This is a genomic window from Pseudomonas sp. McL0111 (genome assembly GCF_052567255.1).
This window is the reverse complement of sequence record NZ_CP199585.1, coordinates 4,426,526-4,449,532: the sequence shown is the minus strand read 5'-3', so window position 1 is coordinate 4,449,532 and position 23,007 is coordinate 4,426,526. Positions and strand designations below refer to the sequence as shown.

Annotated in this window: 14 protein-coding genes; 12 read left to right on the top strand and 2 right to left on the bottom strand. The window is 60.5% G+C overall.

The features are described 5' to 3' along the window. Nucleotides 1-4 precede the first annotated feature (4 nt). The 12 genes from treZ to ACTWLJ_RS20230 all read left to right on the top strand — a co-directional run bounded on the left by treZ (nucleotide 5) and on the right by ACTWLJ_RS20230 (nucleotide 17,024). On the top strand, nucleotides 5-1,807 hold the full coding sequence (gene treZ, locus ACTWLJ_RS20285; RefSeq protein ID WP_445178184.1) for a malto-oligosyltrehalose trehalohydrolase: 1,803 nt from the start codon (nucleotides 5-7) through the stop codon (nucleotides 1,805-1,807). Then, a complete protein-coding gene (malQ, locus tag ACTWLJ_RS20280; protein ID WP_445178183.1) occupies nucleotides 1,804-3,882 on the top strand; it encodes a 4-alpha-glucanotransferase in 2,079 nt (692 codons plus the stop codon). The genes treZ and malQ overlap by 4 nt, the downstream gene beginning before the upstream one ends. Further along, the gene (locus ACTWLJ_RS20275) at nucleotides 3,879-6,647 is read left to right on the top strand and encodes a malto-oligosyltrehalose synthase (protein ID WP_445178182.1); all 2,769 of its coding nucleotides are present in this window, start codon (nucleotides 3,879-3,881) and stop codon (nucleotides 6,645-6,647) included. Before malQ ends, ACTWLJ_RS20275 begins: the two co-directional genes overlap by 4 nt. A 27-nt stretch (nucleotides 6,648-6,674) precedes the next feature. Beyond that, nucleotides 6,675-6,983 (top strand): DUF2934 domain-containing protein, encoded by a 309-nt coding sequence (locus ACTWLJ_RS20270; RefSeq protein WP_445178181.1) that lies wholly within the window; start codon nucleotides 6,675-6,677, stop codon nucleotides 6,981-6,983. A 221-nt stretch (nucleotides 6,984-7,204) separates the two neighbouring features. Next, a complete protein-coding gene (gene glgX / locus ACTWLJ_RS20265; protein ID WP_401211244.1) occupies nucleotides 7,205-9,364 on the top strand; it encodes a glycogen debranching protein GlgX in 2,160 nt (719 codons plus the stop codon). Between the two features lies 1 nt (nucleotide 9,365). Next, nucleotides 9,366-10,364, top strand: a complete 999-nt coding sequence (locus tag ACTWLJ_RS20260) for an acyl-CoA dehydrogenase (protein ID WP_445181388.1) — start codon at nucleotides 9,366-9,368, stop codon at nucleotides 10,362-10,364. Then, nucleotides 10,361-11,119 (top strand): PIG-L deacetylase family protein, encoded by a 759-nt coding sequence (locus ACTWLJ_RS20255; RefSeq protein WP_445181387.1) that lies wholly within the window; start codon nucleotides 10,361-10,363, stop codon nucleotides 11,117-11,119. Before ACTWLJ_RS20260 ends, ACTWLJ_RS20255 begins: the two co-directional genes overlap by 4 nt. Further along, nucleotides 11,116-11,715 carry an SAM-dependent methyltransferase gene (locus tag ACTWLJ_RS20250; RefSeq protein ID WP_445178180.1) on the top strand — a complete coding sequence of 200 codons (600 nt, stop codon included), beginning with the start codon at nucleotides 11,116-11,118 and terminating at the stop codon, nucleotides 11,713-11,715. The genes ACTWLJ_RS20255 and ACTWLJ_RS20250 overlap by 4 nt, the downstream gene beginning before the upstream one ends. Further along, nucleotides 11,712-12,371 carry a glycosyltransferase gene (locus ACTWLJ_RS20245; RefSeq protein ID WP_445178179.1) on the top strand — a complete coding sequence of 220 codons (660 nt, stop codon included), beginning with the start codon at nucleotides 11,712-11,714 and terminating at the stop codon, nucleotides 12,369-12,371. The genes ACTWLJ_RS20250 and ACTWLJ_RS20245 overlap by 4 nt, the downstream gene beginning before the upstream one ends. 187 nt (nucleotides 12,372-12,558) lie before the next feature. Further along, a complete protein-coding gene (locus tag ACTWLJ_RS20240; protein WP_445178178.1) occupies nucleotides 12,559-13,317 on the top strand; it encodes a PIG-L deacetylase family protein in 759 nt (252 codons plus the stop codon). Between the two features lie 184 nt (nucleotides 13,318-13,501). Further along, on the top strand, nucleotides 13,502-14,284 hold the full coding sequence (locus tag ACTWLJ_RS20235; RefSeq protein ID WP_445178177.1) for an endonuclease/exonuclease/phosphatase family protein: 783 nt from the start codon (nucleotides 13,502-13,504) through the stop codon (nucleotides 14,282-14,284). Between the two features lie 187 nt (nucleotides 14,285-14,471). Continuing rightward, complete coding sequence (locus ACTWLJ_RS20230; RefSeq protein ID WP_445178176.1) at nucleotides 14,472-17,024, top strand: autotransporter outer membrane beta-barrel domain-containing protein; 2,553 nt, start codon at nucleotides 14,472-14,474, stop codon at nucleotides 17,022-17,024. Nucleotides 17,025-17,288: 264 nt separating this feature from the next. Here ACTWLJ_RS20230 and glgB read toward each other — a convergent pair whose 3' ends face one another. Together glgB and treS are read right to left on the bottom strand one after the other, a co-directional pair. Further along, nucleotides 17,289-19,532 (bottom strand): 1,4-alpha-glucan branching protein GlgB, encoded by a 2,244-nt coding sequence (gene glgB / locus ACTWLJ_RS20225; RefSeq protein WP_445178175.1) that lies wholly within the window; start codon nucleotides 19,530-19,532, stop codon nucleotides 17,289-17,291. Between the two features lie 2 nt (nucleotides 19,533-19,534). Then, a complete protein-coding gene (gene treS, locus ACTWLJ_RS20220; protein ID WP_445178174.1) occupies nucleotides 19,535-22,876 on the bottom strand; it encodes a maltose alpha-D-glucosyltransferase in 3,342 nt (1,113 codons plus the stop codon). Nucleotides 22,877-23,007: the final 131 nt, after the last annotated feature.

Sequence of the window (23,007 nt, the reverse complement as noted above, 5' to 3'; positions counted from 1 at the left end):
AACGATGCCGTTACGGTCCCTTGAAACCTGGCCCCACGGCGCGATCATGCTGGACGCCGAACACACGCAATTCGCGTTGTGGGCGCCGGATGCGTTTTACGTCAGTGTGGAGCTTGAACACGGGCAATCCCTGCCGATGCTGCCCCAGGGTGACGGCTGGTTCGTGATCAAGGCCCGCTGCCCGGCCGGTAGCCGTTACCGCTACAACATTGATGGCGAACTGGAGGTGCCCGATCCGGCCTCCAGAGCGCAGGATGGCGATATCGACCGCCACAGCGTTGTTGTCGACCCACTGGCCTATCAGTGGCGACACAGTGCATGGCACGGTCGGCCATGGAGCGAGGCAGTCATTTACGAGTTGCACGTCGGTGCGCTCGGCGGTTTTGCCGAAGTCGAACAACATCTCGCACGCTTGGTGACGCTGGGTATCACCGCCATTGAACTGATGCCGCTGGCGCAATTCCCCGGCGAGCGCAATTGGGGTTACGACGGCGTATTGCCCTACGCGCCGCAAGCTTCTTATGGCACCCCGGAACAACTCAAACATCTGATCGACAGTGCCCACGGCCATGGTCTGGCGGTGATTCTCGACGTGGTCTACAACCACTTCGGCCCCGACGGCAATTATCTGAACCGTTACGCCAAGGGCTTCTTTCGCGAAGATCAGCACACGCCTTGGGGCGCTGCCATCGACTTCCGCCGTCGCGAAGTGCGTGAGTTCTTCATCGAAAACGCATTGATGTGGCTACTGGAATACCGCTTCGACGGCCTACGACTGGACGCCGTGCACGCGATTCAGGACCCGGATTTCCTCAGTGAAATGGCCCAGCGCATCCGCCAGCAGATCGACCCGACGCGGCATGTCTGGCTGACCGTGGAAAACGAGCTGAACCAGTCGAGCCTGCTCGAATACGATTACGACGCGCAGTGGAACGACGACGGGCATAACGCCCTGCACGTCCTGCTGACCGGCGAAACCGATGCCTATTACGCCGACTATGCCTCGCAGCCCACCGAACAATTGGTCCGCTGCCTGAGTCAGGGTTTTGTATTTCAGGGCCATATCACCCGCCACGGTGAACCGCGCGGCGAACCCAGCGAACATCTGCCCTCGACCGCGTTCGTGCTGTTCTTGCAGAACCATGACCAGATCGGCAACCGCGCCTTCGGCGAGCGCCTGCATCAACTGGCCGATCCCCGAGCGTTGCAGGCTGCCACGGTGCTGCTGTTGCTCTCGCCGATGATCCCGTTGATGTTCATGGGGGACGAGTTCGCCGCCGAACAACCGTTTCTGTTCTTCACCAGTCACCACGGCGAACTGGCCGAACTGGTACGCGAAGGCCGGCGCAATGAATTTGCCGCGTTCAGCGCATTTAAAGATCCACACAAACGCGAACGGATTCCCGACCCCAACGCCGAGCAAACCTTTCATTCATCGCAGCCACGCCTGATCGGCAACGGCTCGGCGATTCAGCAGCAAACGCTGGCGTTGTACCGGCAACTGTTGCAACTGCGCCACCAACACATCATCCCGAATCTGTCCGGCACCCAGGCGCTTGGCGCACACATGCTCGGCTATGGCGCGGTCAGTGCGCGCTGGCGCCTGGGCAACGGCAGCGAGTTGCGAATCGACCTGAACCTCAGCGACACGCCGGTGGTCAACCCTGAACAGACCGATGCGGTGTGGCTGTTTCAGCAGCCTGCCGCCACTGATCTGTCGGAACCGGGTGTACTCGCCCCGTATTGCGCGCTTGTCAGCCTCACGGCCGCAACCCCTTTGCAACCTCTGAATGGAGAGCGCCTATGAGCGATGCGCAACTGGAAATTCTCGCCAGCCGGGCCGGCCTTGCCGTCGACTGGATCGATGCCAACGGTCGCCCGCAAAAAGTCGCCCCGGCGGTGCTGCGCAATGTCCTCATCGGTCTTGGCCACCCGGCCAGCACGGCTCAGGAAATCGACGCCAGTCTGCTTGAATTGCAACAAGTGCAACAGGATCGTCACCTGCCACCGTTACTGACCAGTGACGTCGGCGCCGGGCTTGATCTGGCCCGCTATTTCGAACCTGAAACGCCCTGCGAAATCCACCTCGAAGACGGCTCGCGGCTGAACCTGAAGCTCGACGCCCAAGCGATATTGCCCGGGCTGATCCCTGCGGGATATCAACAGGTACACATCGCCGATCAATATTTCACCCTGGCCGTCGCGCCCGAACGCTGCTTCAGCGTCGGTGATGCGGTGGACAATCCGATCCCCCGCGCCTGGGGTCTGAGCGTGCAACTGTATTCGTTGCGTCGGCCCGGCGATGGCGGTTTTGGTGACACTCAAGCGCTGGAAGAACTGGCGCGAGCGGCCGGCGAACGCGGTGCCGAAGCCTTGGCCATCAGCCCGTTGCACGCGATGTTCAGCGCCGACACCGGACGCTACAGCCCTTACTCGCCGTCGAGCCGACTGTTTCTCAATTCCTTGTATGCCTCCCCCGGCGCGATCCTCGGCGAACGTGCTCTGCGCGATGCCATTGAAACCACCGGGCTGGCCGAACAATTTGCCCAACTGGAAGACCTGAAGCTGATCGACTGGCCGAGCGCCGCCGATGCCAAGCAAAAACTCCTGCAAGCCTTGTATGAAGGCTTCACCAGCGGCGATCACCCGTTGCATCCGGACTTCGCCAGTTTTCGCCACACGGGTGGCGAAGCACTGGAAAACCACTGTCGTTTCGAAGCGATCCAGGAAATGCGCGCCGCCCGTGGCGAAAGCCTCGACTGGCGCGAATGGCCCGAGCACTGGCACGACCCACGCGGCGCCGCCCTCGAAGCGTTTGCTGAGGAATACAGCGAGCGCATCGGCTACTTCGCGTTTTGCCAATGGCTGATTCATCGCTGCCTGGAGCGTGCGCAAACCGCCGCTCGCAGCGCTGGCATGGGCATAGGCCTGATCGCTGACCTCGCAGTCGGTGCCGATGGCGCCGGCAGTCAGGCCTGGAGTTTTCAGGATGAATTACTCGCTTCGCTGACCGTTGGCGCCCCGCCCGATATTCTCAACCGCTCCGGCCAAGGCTGGGGGATTTCTGCGTTTTCCCCGGAAGGTCTGGTGCGTAACGGTTTTCGCGCCTTCATCGACATGCTGCGAGCCAACTTCGCCCACGCTGGCGGGTTGCGCATCGACCACGTCATGGGCCTGCAACGGCTCTGGGTGATTCCCAACGGTGCGATCCCGGCTGACGGCGCTTACCTGTATTACCCGGTGGACGATCTGTTGCGCCTGCTGACCCTCGAATCCCATCGCCATCAGGCCATCGTCCTCGGTGAAGACCTCGGCACTGTGCCCGACGGCCTGCGGGAAAAACTCATCGCCCGCTCGATGCTCGGCATGCGCGTGCTGTTGTTCGAACAGGACAACTGTCATTTCAAACCGATTCTCGACTGGCCGGACAATGCCTTGGCGACCACCAGCACCCACGACTTGCCGACACTCAATGGCTGGTGGCATGGCAAGGATATCGACTGGAACGCGCGCTTGAATCTGGTCGACGCCAGCGGCGAAATCGAATGGCGCCGCCACCGTCAGCGTGAACGCGAAGGCCTGCGCAGCGTCTTGAGCCAGGACCCGCAGAATTTTCGCGAGGAATCCCACGAAGCCGATCAGGTTGTCGACGCCGCCGTGCGTTTCCTCGGCCACACCCGGGCGCCGCTGGTGCTGTTGCCGCTGGAGGATGCGCTGGGCATCGAGGAGCAAGCCAACCTGCCGGGCACCACAGACACGCACCCGAACTGGTCGCGACGTCTGCCCAACAGCAGCGAAGCGTTGCTCGACGGCGCGGATGCTGCGCGACGTCTGGAATTGCTCGCCTGCGCGCGCCTTCAGGCAGCCGAGCGTGATCAATGAACCAAACGCTTATCCGCCCGTTGCGCGCCACCCTGCGCCTGCAATTTCATAAAGGCTTTACCCTCGAACAAGCGGTGCCGCTGGTGCCGTACTTAGCCAGTCTCGGCATCAGCCACATTTATGCCTCGCCGCTGCTCGCGGCACGCTCCGGTTCGATGCACGGCTACGACGTGGTCGATCCGACCCGCGTTAACCCGGAACTAGGCGGCGAACCGGCGCTGCGGCGTCTGGTCGGCGCGTTGCGCGAACACGACATGGGGCTGATCCTCGACATCGTTTCCAACCACATGGCGGTCGGCGGCAGTGATAATCCGTGGTGGCTCGACTTGCTGGAATGGGGTCGACTGAGCCCGTACGGCGAGTTCTTCGATATCCAGTGGCATTCGCCGGACCCTCTGATGGAAGGCCAGTTGCTGCTGCCGTTTCTCGGCAGTGATTACGGCGTGGCGTTGCAGGAAGGCACGCTGAAACTGCACTTCAATGCGCAGACCGGCAGTTTTTACGTCGAGCACTACGACCACCACTTCCCGATCTGCCCGAGCGATTACGGCGAACTGCTGAAACCTGTCGAAGCACTGAGCTCCCTCGCCGAGCGTTTCAGTACCCTCAGCTACCAGACCGACGCGCATTCGCTGGCGCTGCCGCTAAAGGAAGAATTGCAGCAACTGGCGAGCGACCCGCAAATCCTCGACGCAATCCAGCGCAATCTCGCGCACTACGATTCCACCAGCGACGAAGGTTTCGACAAACTGCATCAGTTGCTCGAACGCCAAAGCTATCGCCTCGCCAGTTGGCGCACCGCTGCCGATGACATCAACTGGCGGCGTTTTTTCGATATCAATGAGCTGGGCGGTCTGCGGGTCGAGCGGCCAGCGGTGTTCGAGGCCACTCACGGCAAGATCTTCCAATTGATCGAAGAAGGCCTGGTCGACGGTTTGCGCATCGATCATATCGACGGCCTCGCCGACCCACGCGGTTATTGCCGCAAGCTGCGGCGGAGAGTCGATCTGTTGGCGCCGGGACGGCACTTGCCGATCTACGTCGAGAAGATTCTCGGTGCCGGCGAAACCCTGCGCACCGACTGGGCGGTGGACGGCACCACCGGTTACGAATTCATGAATCAACTGTCGTTGCTGCAACACGATCCTGATGGCGAATACGTCCTCGGCGACTTGTGGCAGCGGCGCACCGAACGCCCCGCCGCGTTTATCGAAGAAGCGCAACTGGCGCGTCAGCAGATTCTCAACGGCTCGCTGGCCAGCGATTGCGAAAGCGTCGCTCAGGCGCTGTTGCAAGTGGCGCGGGATGATTTGATGACCCGTGACCTGACCCTCGGCGCGATCCGTCGCGCCTTGCAGGCGTTGATTGTGCATTTCCCGGTGTACCGCACTTACATCAGCGCACTCGGGCGTTCGGCGCAGGACGAGGTGTTTTTCCAGCAAGCCATGGACGGAGCGCGGCAAACCCTCGGCGAGAGCGATTGGCCGGTGCTCGACTGTCTGGCCGGTTGGCTCGGCGGTCAGCCGTGGCGACGCAAGCCTCGCGGGCGTTCACGGAAAATCCTCAAACACGCTTGCGTGCGCTTTCAGCAACTGACCTCACCGGCAGCGGCGAAAGCCGTGGAAGACACCGCGCTGTATCGCTCGGCGGTGTTGTTGTCGCGCAATGACGTCGGCTACAACACCGAGCAGTTCAGCGCCCCGCTCAGCGACTTTCATGCGGTCAATCTGCAACGTCTGGCGCAATTTCCCGACAACCTGCTGGCCACCGCCACCCATGACCACAAGCGCGGTGAAGACACCCGGGCGCGTCTGGCGGTGCTCAGCGAGCGCAGCCACTGGTACGCCGAGCAGGTCGAGTTGTGGCGTGCCCTCGCCCGGCCATTGCGCGATGACGATCAACTGCCGTCGTCCGGCGATGAGCTGATTCTTTATCAGGCCTTGCTCGGCAGTTGGCCGCTGCAACTGCGTGATGACGATCAGGCGGGTTTTGCCGATTACGCCAAACGCATCTGGCAGTGGCAACAGAAAGCCCTGCGCGAAGCCAAGCTGCAAAGCAGTTGGAGCGCCCCCAACGAAGCCTATGAAAACGCCACGCAAACCTTCACCGAAAGATTGCTTATCGGTGATGAAGGTGAACTGCTGCGCGCAGCCCTGATCAAGACCGTCAGTAGCATTGCCGCTGCCGGCGCGCTGAACAGCTTGGCGCAAACCTTGCTGCGCATGACAGTGCCGGGGGTGCCGGATCTGTATCAGGGCAACGAGTTCTGGGATTTCAGCCTGGTCGATCCAGACAACCGCCGGCCGGTGGATTACGCCGCTCGCGAGCAAGCCTTGCATGCGCAAGTCGCAGTCGAGGAACTGCTGGCGAACTGGCGTGACGGGCGCATCAAGCAAGCCTTGATCGCCGAGGTGCTGCGCCTGCGCGCCGAACATGCCGGGTTGTTCCGGCGCGGCTCGTACCAGGCCCTTGAGGTGCTGGGCAGCCAGGCGCACAACGTGCTCGCATTTGCTCGCGAGCACGAGGGTCAACGGGCCATCGTGATCGTGCCGGTACGTTGCGCGACGCTGCTGGAAAACAGTGCCATCCCTCATGTGGATGCGCTGCGTTGGGGCGATACGCGGGTGGTTTTACCGTTCCTCGCCTGCGACGCAAACCTGAAGGGACTTTTTGCAAACGCAGCAGTCACAAAAAACAGGGAGCTGAACGTCAGCGACGCGCTGGGGAATATTCCGGTCAATCTCTTTATCCAACACTTAACGTAAGTACAAGTTCAGCTCAGGAGCATTGCGATGAGTACCGACGATAAACGCATCCGCGAGTTCGCCTATCAGATCTGGGAATCCGAAGGGAAACCTGAAGGTCATGAATCACGGCATTGGGAGATGGCGCGCAAACTGGCAGACGCCGAGGCGCTGGCGCCGAAGAAATCACCGAAAGCGGCCGGTAGTAAAACCGCCGACGCCAAGACGCCTGCGGCCAAGCCTAAAGCGCCCGCAGCGGCCAAAGCCAAACCGGCCAGCGCTGCCAAGGTGATTCCACCGGGCGAAAAAGCCGCCGAGAAAAAGCCCCGAGCGACCAAGAAGCCCCCGGCCAACTGACGCTTTCCGGATATCCGAATTGAACAACCGTGTGGCGGGTTCGCTCGCCACCAGGGGCGCACTCGCCCTGAAGAAATACGTACCCCCCTGTAGGAGTGAGCCTGCTCGCGATAGCTGTTTGACAGTCAACATTGCTGTCGCCGGATATACCGCTATCGCGAGTAGGCTCACTCCTACAGGGTTTTATGTGATCCCGTAATCCCAGTTTTGCAGGAGCAACCATGACCAATCCAAAAAAAGCCGCACCCGCACCTCATGTCGAGGCCTCGAGAATTCGTGAAGGCCTGCCCTTCCCGCTCGGTGCGACCTGGGATGGTCTTGGCGTCAATTTCGCGCTGTTTTCCGCCAACGCGACCAAGGTTGAACTGTGCATCTTCGACGATGCCGGTGAAGTCGAACTCGAACGCATCGAACTGCCCGAGTACACCGACGAGATCTACCACGGCTATCTGCCCGACGCCCATCCCGGTCTGATCTACGGCTACCGCGTATACGGCCCGTACGACCCGGCCAACGGTCATCGCTTCAACCACAACAAACTGCTGATCGACCCCTACGCCAAGCAACTGGTCGGCCAGCTGAAATGGTCCGAAGCGCTGTTCGGCTACACCATCGGTCATCCTGACGCTGACCTCAGTTTCGACGAACGCGACAGCGCGCCCTTCGTGCCCAAGTGCAAAGTCATCGACCCGGCCCACACCTGGGGCAACGACCATCGCGTCAGCGTGCCGTGGGACAAGACCATCATTTATGAAACCCACGTGCGCGGCATCAGCATGCGTCATCCCTCAGTGCCGGAAAATGTGCGCGGCACCTTCGCCGGGCTGATGGTCGATGATGTGCTGGAACACATCCGCAAACTCGGTGTTTCAACCGTGGAACTGTTGCCGATTCACGCCTTCGTTAACGACCAGCATCTGCTGCAAAAAGGCATGACCAATTACTGGGGCTACAACAGCATCGCGTTTTTCGCCCCGGACCCGCGTTATCTGGCCAGCGGCAAGATCGCCGAGTTCAAGGAGATGGTCGCGCACCTGCACGAAGCCAATCTCGAAGTGATCCTCGACGTGGTCTACAACCACACCGCCGAGGGCAACGAGCAAGGCCCGACCCTGTCGATGCGCGGTATCGACAACGCCTCGTACTACCGCTTGATGCCCGACGACAAGCGCTTCTATATCAACGATTCCGGCACTGGTAATACGCTGGACTTGAGCCATCCGTGCGTACTGCAAATGGTCACCGACTCGTTGCGTTACTGGGCGAGCGAGATGCATGTCGACGGCTTCCGCTTCGATCTGGCGACGATTCTCGGGCGCTATCACGACGGTTTCGACGAACGCCACAGCTTCCTCGTCGCTTGCCGCCAAGACCCGGTATTGCGTCAGGTGAAAATGATTGCCGAGCCATGGGACTGCGGCCCCGGTGGTTATCAGGTGGGTAATTTCCCGCCGGGCTGGGTCGAGTGGAACGACAAATTCCGCGACACCGTGCGCGCCTTCTGGAAAGGCGACGACGGCCAGGTTGCCGATTTCGCCAGCCGCATGACCGCCTCTGGCGAGATGTTCAACGAACGTGGACGGCGGCCGTATTCGTCGGTGAACTTCATCACCGCACACGACGGTTTCACCCTCAACGATCTGGTGTCGTACAACGACAAGCACAACGAAGCCAACGACGAGAACAATCAGGACGGCAGCAACAATAATCTGTCGTGGAACCACGGCGTCGAAGGCCCCACCGATGATCCCGAAATCAATGCGCTGCGCCACCGGCAGATGCGTAACTTCTTCGCCACGTTGCTGCTGGCTCAGGGCACGCCAATGTTGGTGGCCGGCGACGAGTTCGCCCGCACCCAGGATGGCAACAACAACGCGTATTGCCAGGACAGCGAGATCGGTTGGGTCAACTGGGACCTGAGCGAGGACGGCAAAGCGCTGCTGAAATTCGTCAAACGCCTGATCAAGTTGCGCCTCGCTTACCCGATCCTGCGTCGCGGACGTTTTCTGGTCGGTGAATACAACGAAGACATCGGTGTGAAAGACGTGACCTGGCTGGCGCCGGACGGCACCGAGATGACCACCGAACACTGGCATGACGCGCACAACCGTTGCCTGGGCATGCTGCTGGATGGTCGCGCGCAGGAAACCGGGATTCGCCGCAAAGGTGCCGACGCCACCCTGTTGCTGGTGGTCAACGCGCATCACGACATCGTCAATTTCAAATTGCCGGAAGTGCCCGAAGGCAGTTTCTGGACGTGCATGATCGACACCAATCAGCCGTCGATTCGCGGGCAGGAACGCTTTGATTTCGGCCATGAATACTCGGTTACCGGGCGTTCGCTGCTGCTGTTCGAACTGCAACGTGAAGAAGAAGACTGATATGGACCTGCAAAGCTATCTCGCCCGTCGTCCACCAGACTATGCCGACACCGCCGCACTCGGCCAGTGCCTGCGGGCGATGGTCGAGGCCGGACTGGATCGTTTGCCGCTCCCCGGCAGCGGTCGCACGCTGGAGCGCTTTCGCGCGCTGGCGGATGTCGGCGGGCATGATCTGGGGCTGTGCAAACTCTATGAGGGCCACACCGACGCGCTGGCGATCATCGAGCAACTCGGTGGCACGCCGACGCCGGGCAGCACTTGGGGGATGTGGGCCGCTGAACCGCCACAAGCGCGGGTGCAGGTCAGTCCGCTCGGGCACATGGTGGCGCTAAACGGGCGCAAGGCATGGTGTTCGGGAGCCAGCGTGCTCAGCCACGCGTTGCTCACCGCATGGGATGGCGATCAGCAACAGCAACTGGTCGCGGTCGCACTTGATCAACCGGGGGTGACCATCACCGACCAAGGCTGGAACGCCGTCGGCATGGGCGCCACCGGCAGCGTTGAAGTGCTGTTCGACGGCGCCGAAGCCCAGGCTATCGGTAACCCCGGCGATTACTTGCAACGTCCGGGTTTCTGGCAAGGCGGGATCGGCATCGCCGCGTGCTGGTACGGCGCGACACGACAGATCGCCGAGCGCTTGCGCCAACACTGCGCGCAACGTGAAGAACCGCATGCCCTCGCCCATCTCGGCGCGGTCGATACCGCATTGCAGGCTGCCGCCGATGTGCTGCGCTGGAGTGCATTAAAGATCGATTCAGCCCCGGACGAAAACGCTGAACTGCTGGCCCGACGCGCGCGCGCTGTCATCGAACAATCCGCCGAACAGGTGATGCGCGACGTTGGCCGCGCCCTCGGCGCCGGACCGTATTGCAAGGATCGGCACTTCGCCCGGCTGATCGCTGACCTGCCGGTGTTCCTGCGACAGAGTCATGCCGAGCGCGATCTCGCCGCCCTCGGCCAATTGATTGCCGGCCAGCCCGGTGAGGCATGGACGCTATGAAAACCAATCCGATTGTCGGCCAGGGCACCACCCTGCACCAATGGCAAAGCTCGCGGCATCTGGCGGAGCTGGGCAACATCGACATCCTCAGTCTGGTGCCGCCCGGTTCCCGTGCGGTCATCGTCGCCCCGCACCCGGACGACGAAGTGCTCGGTTGCGGTGGGTTAATGCAGCTGTTGGCGGCTGCCGGGCGTCCGTTGCAACTGATTTCGGTGACTGACGGCAGCGCTAGTCATCCGGGCTCCCAGCGCTGGCCGGTGCAGCGCTTGAGCGTGATTCGCCCGCAGGAATCCGCCGAAGCGCTGCGCCGACTCGGCCTGCCGATGCATCGTTTGAAGTGGTTGCGCGCAGGCTTTGCCGACACACAAGTGGCGGCTCGCGAAGATCAGCTCAGCGACTTTATCGAAAGCCATTTGCGCAGCAGCGACGTGGTTTTTACCACCTGGAGTGAGGACGGCCACTGCGACCACGAAGCCGTTGGCCGCGCCAGCGCAGAAGCCGCGCGACGGGTTGGCGCAACTTGCCATGAATTGCCGGTATGGACGTGGCACTGGGCGACTCCGGAAGACGCGCTCGTGCCTTGGCAGCGCGCCCGCAAGATTCTGCTGTCACCCGAACAGATCGCCCGCAAGCGCCACGCCGTACATGCCTTCGCCAGCCAATTGGAAGGTGACCCCGACGTCGGCCTCGGCCCGGTGCTGGCGCCCTACGTGCTCGATCGACTGTTGCAGCCTTTTGAAGTGGTGTTCCTGTGAGCGTTGAAGATCGCTATTTCGAAGGTCTGTTCGCCGGCAATGACGATCCGTGGGCGTTCCGCGAGCGCTGGTACGAACAACGCAAACGCGCGATTACCCTTGCCGCCCTGCCGCGTCCGCATTATCGATCGATTTTTGAAGCAGGCTGCGCCAATGGTGAGCTGAGTGCCGAGCTGGCGGGTCGCTGTGATCGACTTCTGTGCTGCGACACCGCCACGGCGGCGGTGAAACTGGCGAGCACCCGCCTGAGCCTGTTCGAGCACGCCGAAGTCCGCCAAAGCCGCCTGCCCGAGGACTGGCCGGAGGAAAAATTCGACCTGATTGTATTTAGCGAAATCGGCTACTACCTCGACAGTAAAGATCTGACAGAAGTTATCCAGCACATCAGTCAATCCCTGACCGCCGACGGCCAGTTGCTCGCCTGTCATTGGCGTCCGCCGATTGATGGCTGCCCGCTGAATGCGCGGCAGGTTCACGACATGCTCCACGAGCAACTGCATCTGCCGCGTCTGGTGCTGCATCAGGAAGCGGATTTCATTCTCGAAGTGTGGAGCCGCGAGCCACGTTCGGTGGCGGCGCTGGAGGGTTTGCGATGATCGGCATCCTGATTCCGGCGCACAACGAAGAAGACTTGCTCGACGCCTGCCTGAGTGCGGCGTTGCGGGCCAGCAAACATGGGTTACTGGCCGGCGAGCCGGTGGAAATCCTTGTGGTACTCGACAGTTGCACCGACCGCTCCGCACAGATAGTCAGCCAGTATCCAGTGTCGTGTCTGAGCATCGAGGCGCGCAATGTCGGTCAGGCCCGCGCTGCCGGGGCCCTGCATTTGCTGGAGCGGGGTGCGCGGTGGATTTCCTGTACGGACGCCGACAGTCGCGTGGCCGATGACTGGCTGGTGGCGCAGCTTGGGCTGGGCGCGGATGCGGTGTGCGGCACAGTCACTGTCGAGCGCTGGCATGAGTCGTTTGATGAGGCGGCGCAGATCCGCTATCACCGTCACTACCGGGCCTGTGACGGTCATCGGCATATCCACGGCGCCAACCTTGGCATCAGCGCCGATGCCTATCGCTGGGCTGGGGGATTTGAACCGCTGGCCTGTGATGAGGATGTGCAACTGGTTCGTCAGCTGGAACTCAGCGGCGCCAATATCGCCTGGAGCCATCGTCCGCAAGTACACACCAGTGCTCGACTCGACAGTCGTGCTCGCGGCGGGTTTGGTGACTACCTGCGAAACCTAGTACAGACAGACTAAAAAAAAACGTATCAGAATGATCCGTTACGAGACGAATCGTCCTTATTGAGCAATACTCTGCTCGCAGCAATCCAGGGTTCGGAGCGTTGCGCGTTGCTATCAAACTGCCTTCACGGGTCGGCCAGATGTGTTGAAAAACAGCTCGTGTGCGCGATTGAAGGCGAGACTCAACAAGGACGTAGCACCTATGAAAACGTTATCCCTCAGCGAAAGCACCCTGCCTGCACAAATCTGGAACAACGCCCCGCAACTGGAAAACATCCCGGTCATTGGCACTCACAGTCTGGTCCCTGCTGGCGCCCGAGCCGTGTTGATCGCGCCGCATCCCGGCGATGAAGTGGTGGCCTGCGGTGGTCTCCTGCAATTACTTTCCGGCCTTGGCCATCCTTTGCAATTGCTGTCGATTACCGATGGCAGCGCCAGCCATCCCGGTTCACGGCAATGGTCGGAAAAACGCCTGAGCGTGTTCCGCCCGCAGGAAAGCGTCGAAGCCCTGCGCCGCCTCGGCCTGCCGATGCACAGCTTGAAATGGGTGCGTGGCGGTTTCACCGACAATGCGTTGTACGACCAGGAAAACCAATTGGTGGAGTTCATCGGCCGCTACCTGCGCCCGGGCGACGTGGTTTTCAGCACCTGGCGTGAAGACGGCACCGACGACCATGATGTGGTGGGTCGCGCCAGTTTCAGGGCCGCTCAACAGGTTGGTGCGACCTTCTATGATTTGCCGGTCTGGGCCTGGCACCGTCCGGAACGTGAGCAAAAACAGATTCCCTGGGAACGTGCGCGCAAGGTGCGGCTGGATACCTGGACCGTCGCCCGCAAAAGCCACGCCGCCCACGCCTACGCCAGCCAGCTCAACGGCGACCCGACCATGGGCATTGCCCCGACCTTATCGCCGACGCTACTGGAACGCATGCGTTTACCCTATGAAATCGTCTTCGTCTGAACCGTTACATCCCTGTGGGAGCGAGCTTGCTCGCGAAAGCGGTGTATCCGTCAGCAGAAATACAAAATGTGCCGACGCCTTCGCGAGCAAGCCCGCTCCCACCATGGGTTTGTGGTGATTGAAGTGAACTGCGGTCGCCGGGATCAGTCGCATGAATAAGCCACCCCGATTCAGAGGAGCCAACGTGTCCAGCGATCCCGAGCGTCATGCTGTCGATGCCTCAGTCGTCCATCGCCTGCGCGTGCTGACGGTCAATACCCATAAGGGCTTCACCGCGCTGAACCGGCGCTTCATCCTCCCCGAGCTGCGCGAAGCGGTACGCAGCACGTCGGCAGATCTGGTGTTTTTGCAGGAAGTGGTCGGCGAACACGAAAGCCACTCCAACCGCTACAACGAGTGGCCGCAGACTTCGCAATACGAGTTTCTCGCAGACAGCATGTGGAGCGACTTCGCCTATGGGCGCAACGCGGTCTATCCCGATGGCCATCACGGCAATGCACTGCTGTCCAAGTACCCGATTCGCGAATTCCGTAACCTCGATGTTTCGATCACCGGCCCCGAACGCCGGGGTCTGCTGCACTGCGTACTGGATGTGCCGGGGCATGCCGAAGTCCACGCGATCTGCGTGCATCTGAGTCTTCTGGAAAGTCACCGGCAGCTACAACTGGAGTTGCTCTGCCAGTTGCTTGAATCGCTGCCGGATAACGCCCCGGTAATTATTGCCGGCGACTTCAACGACTGGCAGTTGCAGGGCAATACTGCCCTTGCCCGCCGCGACTATCTGCATGAAGCTTTCGAACGCCATCATGGGCGCCCGGCCAAGACTTATCCGGCGCGTTTCCCATTGCTGCGACTGGACCGGATCTACCTGCGCAACGCCAGCAGCCACGACCCGCAGATCCTTGGCAACAAGCCGTGGACTCATCTTTCTGACCATTTGCCGCTGGCGGTTGAAGTGCATCTTTAATTGCGGTTTTGACAGAACCGTTCGTCAGTCACGCCCCCGCCTGCGGAAAAACCATCTACACCTTAAAAAGCTCTAAGGAATAGCGCTTTCAATCCGTTAGGGTACGGACTTCACGTAACTCGTTAGCTGTAGATCCGACGGAGTTTCAAGGATGAATTCCCCTGAATTGAAGTAGGGAATTTCCGTCATGAAGCGATCCGTCCTGTCCTTGCGAATTCTGCCGAGCGCTCTTTTCCTCCCCGCTTCGGTACTCCTTGTGTTCAGTTCGCCGGCATACGCAGCCTGTACGCTAGTGCCCGGGCCCGGTAATGACTCGTTTACCTGCGATAGCGGCACCAGCGGTTCACTGACCGATCTGGCAGGCAACAACAGCCTGACTCTTCCCACCAACGGCACCGGTCGAATCAACGGCAGCGTGACGTTTGGTGCGGGTGCCGACAGCGTCAACATCGCCTCCGGGATCATCACCGGGGCTGTCAGCCAGGGCGCTGGCATTGATGATTTCGTCATGAGTGGCGGTTCGATCGGTTCGCTTGCTCAAGGCGATGGCCGCGACACGTTCCTGATGACTGGCGGCACCATCGTTGGCGCATTCGAAGACGGCGATGTTGCCCGGATGACCGGCGGCACAATTGGCCGGGTCGACATGAAACTCGACAACAACATCTTCGACATGTCCGGCGGCCAGATCATCGGCAATCTGGTGACCGGTTTCGGCGCCGATACCATCATCGTCTCCGGCGGCCGTATCGGCGGCAATATCAGCGTCAGCGGCGGCAACGACAGCATCACCGTGACCGGCGGGGAAATCGTCGGCGAAATCCGCGCCAGTGTCGGCGATGACACGCTGGTGTGGGACGGCGGCGGGATCATTCGCTCGGCAATTCTGATGGGCGATGGCAATGACAGCGCCACCCTGCGCAATCTCGACGACAGCATCCTCGCGCTGACGCCGAACGTTGATGGCGGCGCAGGCAATGATTTACTGACCTTCGACCACACCATCACCGCACTGCCCGGCCGCTTCACCAACTGGGAAACGGTCAACCTGAACAACGGCTCACAAATGGATCTGGGCTCGGGCAGTCTGGTGCTCGGGGATGCAGCCAGTGGCAGCGGCACGTTGAATGTCGATGCCAGCAGTTCGCTGTTTTCCACCCAGGGCGCCGTTTCCTCCGCAGTCGCCGGGCAAGCGGTGACACTGAACAACGCCGGCACGATTGATCTGACTCGCGGTAATAGCAACACCAACGACACACTGACCGTGCAAGGCAACTACGTCGGCAACAACGGCCGATTACTGCTGCAAAGCGTGGTCGGCGGTGATGACTCGCCGAGCGACAAACTGGTGGTCAATAACGGCAGCCTGAGCGGGGCGACTGCGATCACCGTAAGCAATCTCGGCGGCCTCGGCGGGTTGACTCAGGTCAACGGCATCCAGTTGGTGCAGGCTCAAGGCAGCACCGTCAGCAACAACAGCGCGTTCACGCTGAACGGCCCGGTGTCTGCGGGTGCCTACGATTATTATCTGTTCAAGGGTGGGGTCACCGCCGGCACGGAAAACAGCTGGTACTTGCGCTCAGCCGTCGTTGCGCCACAGACCGTTAGCGTGCCCAATCCCGACCCGACACTTCCGCCGATTCTGGTACCCGTCGTGGCTACGCCAGTGGCCGCCGCCATCAGTCCTGCCAGCGCACCGACAACCCCGGGGCAACCTGCACCGCCAGTCGCCGTTGCGGTGATTCCAGTGCTTCCTGCGGCCGTGCCGGGAGCAGAACCGATCCCGCTGTATCGTCCGGAAGTACCCACCTGGTCAGTGTTACCGCCCGCTGCCGCGCAACTGACACTCAATGCTCTCGGCACCTTTCATGACCGTCAGGGCGATCAGCGCCTGCTCACCGAAACCGGCGCGTTCGGCGCAGGATGGGGCCGGGTCTACGGCAAGAACCTCGAACAAACCTGGGCCGGCACCGTTACCCCGCGCCTCGACGGTTCGCTCAACGGGTTTCAGGTCGGCAACGATCTGTACAGCGCGGCGACCTCCGGCGGCCAGACTCAACGCATCGGTTTCTTCGTCGGCCACAGTCGACTGCAAGGCGATGTCGACGGCTTCAACGAAGGTTTTGAAGACAACAGCGCCGGCAAGATCAAACTCGAAGGCGACAGCTACGGCCTGTACTGGACGCTGATCGATCCGCACGGCTGGTACATCGACACCGTGGCGATGGGCACGCGTTTCGACGGCGACAATCGTTCGGATCGCGGCCTGAAACTGGACAACCGGGGCCATGCCGTGACCCTGTCAGCGGAAGCCGGTTATCCGTTCGCGCTGAATGACACCTGGGTGCTCGAACCGCAGGCTCAGGTCATCCACCAGAAAATCTCCCTCGATACCCAGAACGACGGTATCTCGAAAGTCTCGTTCGATTCCGACGGCTCCTGGACCGGTCGCCTCGGCGCACGGCTCAAGGCCAACTATCAGGTCAACGGTCTGCCGCTGGAACCGTATCTGCGTGCCAACCTGTGGCACACCTTTTCCGGCACAGATTCGGTGACTTTTGGTGATGCCGATGTGATCAGTACCGAGCAAAAGTCCTCGACTGCTGACGTCGGCCTCGGCGTCATTCTCACCCTCGACCGCGCCGTCAGCGTCTACGCCAGCACCGATTACAGCCGCAATATTGACAGCAATGAGCAGCGCGGCGTGGTCGGCAACCTCGGGATTCGAATCAGTTGGTAGGCCGTCAGAACGTTTGCAGTGTTTCCTCATACAAACAATGGCTTGGATATATGCAGAAAAACAGACGCTTGCACCGCCTGATTTACTGCCGATGACAACGATCTGAACGGGCTGATCGGCAGCCTCGGGGTGTGGATGCGTTGGTGAGTAAATCAAAATAAACTCTGTGGGAGCGAGCTTGCTCGCGAAGGCATTTTGTCAGTCAATTTATGTATCAACTGACACACCGCCTTCGCGAGCACGCTCGCTCCCACAGGTTTACGTTTATTCAGGTTTGAGGATCAACACTGCCAGCGGCGGTAGATTCAGTTCCAGCGACAGCGACTGCCCATGGCTCGCCACGTCTTCGGTAAACGCCCCGCCGCCATTGCCATAATTGGAACCGGCATAAGTATCGGCATCACTGTTGAGCAATTCCGTCCAGCGCCCGGCAAACGGCACGCCGACCCGATACGCCTGACGCGGCACTGGCGTGAAGTTGGCCACCACCAGCACCGGTTTGCCATCCTTGCTCCAGCGCAACCACGCATAAACGCTGTTGATCGCATCATCACCAATCAACCACTGAAAGCCCTGCGGCGCATCATCCTGCTCATGCAACGCCGGCTCTTCGCGGTACAGCCGATTGAGGTCGCCAACCAGTTTCTGCACGCCTTTGTGTTCTGAATACTGCAGCAGATACCAATCCAGTTGCTGATCATGATTCCACTCGCGCCACTGGCCGAACTCGCAACCCATGAACAGCAGCTTCTTGCCGGGATGGGTCCACATGAAGCTCAGATACGCTCGCAGGTTGGCGAATTTCTGCCAGCGGTCGCCAGGCATCTTGTCGATCAGCGAATGCTTGCCGTGTACCACTTCATCATGGGAAATCGGCAGGATGAAACGCTCGGACCAGGCGTACACCAGGCCGAAACTCAACTCGTTGTGATGATGCGCGCGGTATACCGGGTCCTGCTGAATGTAATGCAGCGAATCGTGCATCCAGCCCATGTTCCACTTGTAGGCAAAACCCAACCCGCCCTGCTGCGTACTCTGGCTGACGCCCGGCCACGCCGTGGATTCTTCGGCAATCACCAGCGCGCCCGGTGCCTCAAGCGCCACCACGTCGTTCAAGTGCCGCAGGAAGTCGATGGCTTCAAGGTTCTCACGTCCGCCATGGCGGTTCGGCACCCATTCGCCAGCCTTGCGCGAATAGTCGCGATAAAGCATTGAGGCCACCGCATCAACCCGCAGCCCATCGATATGAAAATGCTTCAGCCAGTGCAACGCCGAGGCGAGCATGTAGCCGTGAACTTCGGTGCGGCCGAGGTTGTAAATCAGCGTGTCCCAGTCCTGATGGAAACCCTCCAGCGGGTTGCCATACTCGTACAGCGCAGTGCCATCGAATTGCGCCAGACCGTGGGTGTCGGTCGGAAAATGCGCCGGCACCCAATCCAGAATCACCCCGATATCGGCCCTATGGCAGGCGTTGATGAATTCGCCAAACTGCTCCGGCGTGCCATAACGCGCACTCGGTGCGAATTGTGACAGCAGCTGATAACCCCACGAACCGCCAAACGGGTGTTCCATGATCGGCATCAGTTCGATGTGAGTAAAACCCAGCTCCTTCACGTAAGGAATCAGCCGCTCGGCCAGCTCCGGCCAAGTGTATTGCCGGGCGACTTCACCGAGGTCATCAAGCTCGCATTGCCAGGAACCGGCATGCAACTCGTAGATCGACAATGGCGCGGTGTGGCTTTGCCGTTCATGACGGCCGGCCATCCAGTCCTGATCCTGCCAGTCGATCTGCAATGGCGCGGCGACTTTCGAGGCGGTGTCTGGTGGCAGGCTGGTGGCCAGCGCCATCGGGTCTGCCTTCAACGGCAGGATGCCGTGGGCGCCGAGAATTTCGTATTTGTACAACTCCCCTGCTTGCAGGCGCGGGATGAACAGCTCCCAGACGCCGGACGGATGGCGCAGCCGCATCGGATGGCGGCGGCCGTCCCAGACGTTGAAATCCCCGACCACCGACACCCGCCGCGCATTCGGCGCCCACACGGCGAAACGCACGCCGTCAACGCCGTCGATGGTTTGCAGTTGCGCGCCGAGGCAACTGCTCAGGTCGCGGTGATTGCCCTCGGCGAACAGATACAAATCCATTTCACCGAGCAACTGACCAAAGCTGTAAGGATCTTCCGCGACTTGTTCGCCACCGGCCCAGCGCGTGCGCAGCACATAAGGTCGCGCCTGATCGAAGTGCCCGACAAACAGTCCCGGGGTTTCGCTCTGCTCCAGCGCGCCGCGCTCTTCGCCGCTGTCCTTGTCGAGTACCACCACGCTCAACGCACCGGGTAAATAGGCGCGAATGAACTGCCCGCCGGCACCGTCGTCATGCGGGCCGAGGATGGAAAACGGGTCGTGATGTTCAGCGCGAACCAACGCGTCGATATCTTTTGGCGTCGGCAGCAAGGCTTCTTTGGCTTGCCCCTGTTCCTTGTTCGAGTGTTCTTTGTTTGACCAGCTCATGACTACTCTCCACCAAGATCGGAAAAGGGTTTAAGCCCCCTCAATAACCCATACAAACCGTGCAACGGCACGGGCAGCCACGTCGGGCGATTTTCGGCTTCATAGGCCACTTCATAGGCCGCCTTCTCCAGACCGAACAACGCAAGCGCGGCGTCGGCACCTTCAGGATCTTGCCAGGCATGCTCTAGACTAGTTGCTGCCCGGCGATATGCTTCGACAAATGCCTCACGCGCTTCACGCAAGTAGCGTTCGGCAACCCGCTGACGCGCCGCCTCAGACTCGGAACTGTGATCGACGTTGTGCACGTTGATGGTCATCGCTGCCGCGTAATCGAATGAACGCAGCACGCCGCTGACATCCTTGTACGGGCTGTGCTTGCCACGACGTTCGGACAATGGCCGCGCCGGTTCACCCTCGAAATCGATCAGATAGGCATCGCCCTTGATCACCAGCACTTGCCCCAGATGCAGGTCGCCGTGGACGCGAATGCGCAAGCCGCCGACGGCTTTCTTCGCCAGATCCTGCACATGGCTGAGGATGGTTTTTTTGTTGTCGAGCAGGCGTGTGACCAGATTCTGATCCGCTGCGCCGAGAGTGCCCTGATGCTGCTTGAGCAGTTTCAACGCATGCTCGACCTGCGCCGCGACATCCTTGCCGGACGCCTGTGCATCCTTGGCGCTGGTGACTTGCGGGGCAAAGTCCGGGTTATCGGTTGATGCAGCGAGCACCTGATGCATTTCACCAAGGCGCTGGCCGAGCATTCCGGCAAAATCCTTCAACTCGCCCAGCGCGTTGTAATGCTGTTCCTGCTCGGACATGGCGTCCGCCAGTTCATCACGCAAGGCGCGTTCGAGGTTGTTCTGCGTCCACTCCCAGGCATCGCCCTGATTGCTCAGATAGCCTTGGGCAATCATCAGCAGATTGTCTTCGCCCTTGGCATCGCGACGAACCACCGAACCGAGCAGCGGCGAAATATTGGCAAAACCGGCCTCAGTCAGATAAGCGCTCATCTCCAGTTCCGGGTGCACCCCGGAGGCGACTTTACGGATCAGTTTCAGCACCAGGCTATTGCCGATCACCACCGAACTGTTCGATTGCTCGGCCGACAGATAGCGCACTTCCGACTCTGTGCCGAGACCGAGTTCCTCAAGCAGCGGCGTCGGTTCGAAACGGATATCGCCTTCGCTCGACGACAGCACGGTGTTGGCTTGCATGCCTTGCAACACGGCGCGGATAAACGATTCGAGGCTGAACGCATCGGTGATCAAACCGACCTGCCGTACGCGGCGGACACGGGACAACGCCAGTTGCTGCGGCAAGGCCGGACCGACCTGATCTTCGGCGATAAAGCCGAATGGCAGTTGATAACGACTGACCTGCCCGCCGCTGGTGACTTCGATTTCACTGAGCAGCACCGGATGCTGCGCATCGCCAAAGCGCACGCCGTAAGCCACATGCACCTTGTCGATACCCGCATCCTTGCCGGCAAACCAGCGGCGATTTTGCAACCAGCTCGGCAGAATGCCCTGCTCCAGCGTCGAGCGTGACGGCGCTTCGAGCAGTTCTTCCATGCGTTTTTTCAGTACCAGCGTGGTGAAGTCCGGCAGGCTCTGCGCCGGTTCGACGTGCCAGCTCGGCATCTGGTTTTCCGCCGCCAGCGCGAACCAATAGAAACCGTACGGCGCCAGAGTCAGCAGGAAATTCAGCTGGCCAATTGGCGGGAATGCATTGCCGCCGAGCATCTCCACCGGAACCATACCGACGTAGGCCGACAGATCGAGTTCCGCCGCTTGCGCGCTGCGCGAGACGTTGGCCACGCAGAGAATGATTTCGTGCTTGCCATCAGCGTCGGTGAATTCGCGGGTATAAGCGAGAATCCGCCGATTGCTCGGCGAGAGCATTTTCAGCGTGCCACGCCCGAACGCCTTGGATTGCTTGCGCACCGCGAGCATGCGCCGCGTCCAGTTGAGCAACGAATGCGGATCGCCAGCCTGGGTTTCGACGTTGACCGACAGGTAACCGTATTGCGGGTCCATGATCGGCGGCAGCACCAGACTCGCCGGATCGGCGCGAGAGAAACCGCCGTTGCGGTCGATCGACCATTGCATCGGCGTACGCACGCCATCGCGGTCGCCAAGGTAGATGTTGTCGCCCATGCCGATTTCATCACCGTAATACAGGGTCGGCGTGCCAGGCATCGACAGCAACAGGCTATTGAGCAGCTCGACGCGACGACGGTCGCGCTCCATCAATGGCGCCAGACGCCGACGAATACCGAGATTGATCCGCGCACGCCGGTCAGCGGCGTAGTAATTCCACAGGTAGTCGCGCTCCTTGTCGGTGACCATTTCCAGGGTCAGCTCATCGTGGTTGCGCAGGAAGATCGCCCATTGGCAATTGGCCGGGATTTCCGGGGTCTGGCGCAGAATATCGGTGATCGGGAAACGATCTTCCTGCGCCAACGCCATGTACATCCTTGGCATCAGCGGGAAGTGAAAAGCCATGTGGCATTCGTCGCCATTCTCGCCAGCGGCATCGGTGTCACCGAAGTACAGCTGGGTGTCTTCCGGCCACTGGTTGGCCTCGGCCAGCAGCATGCGATCGGGATAGTTGGCGTCGATTTCGGCACGGATCTGCTTGAGGACGTCGTGGGTTTCCGGAAGGTTTTCGTTGTTGGTGCCGTCGCGCTCGATCAGGTACGGGATCGCATCCAGCCGCAAGCCGTCGATGCCCATGTCCAGCCAGTAACGCATTACCGACAGCACAGCTTTCATCACTTGCGGGTTGTCGAAGTTCAAGTCCGGTTGATGCGAATAGAAGCGGTGCCAGAAGTATTGGCCGGCGACCGGGTCCCAGGTCCAGTTGGACTTTTCGGTGTCGAGGAAAATGATCCGCGTGCCGTCGTATTTCTGATCGTTATCCGACCACACATAGAAATCCCGCGCCGCCGAGCCGGGTTTGGCTTTGCGCGCACGCTGGAACCACGGGTGTTGGTCCGATGTATGGTTGATCACCAGCTCGGTGATTACCCGTAAGCCGCGTTTGTGCGCTTCGGCGATGAAGCGCTTGGCGTCGGCCATGGTTCCGTAATCGCTGTGCACTCCACGGTATTCGGCGATGTCGTAGCCGTCGTCGCGGCGTGGCGATGGGTAGAACGGCAGCAGCCAGATGGTGTTGACGCCGAGTTCGGCGATGTAATCGAGCTTGGCGATCAGGCCTGGAAAGTCGCCGATACCGTCATTGTTGGAGTCGAAAAACGATTTGACGTGAACCTGATAAATCACCGCGTCCTTGTACCAGAGCGGGTCTTTGATGAAGGTGGCTGACTTGGGTTTCTTCGCCATGTGAAACTCCTGTTCAATTCTCTGAAGCCACACGGATAAACCCTGTGGCGAGGGGATTTATCCCCGTTCGGCTGCGCAGCAGTCGTCAATTCAGACAACTCGGGACAGCTGAAAAAAGCGGGGCCGCTTCG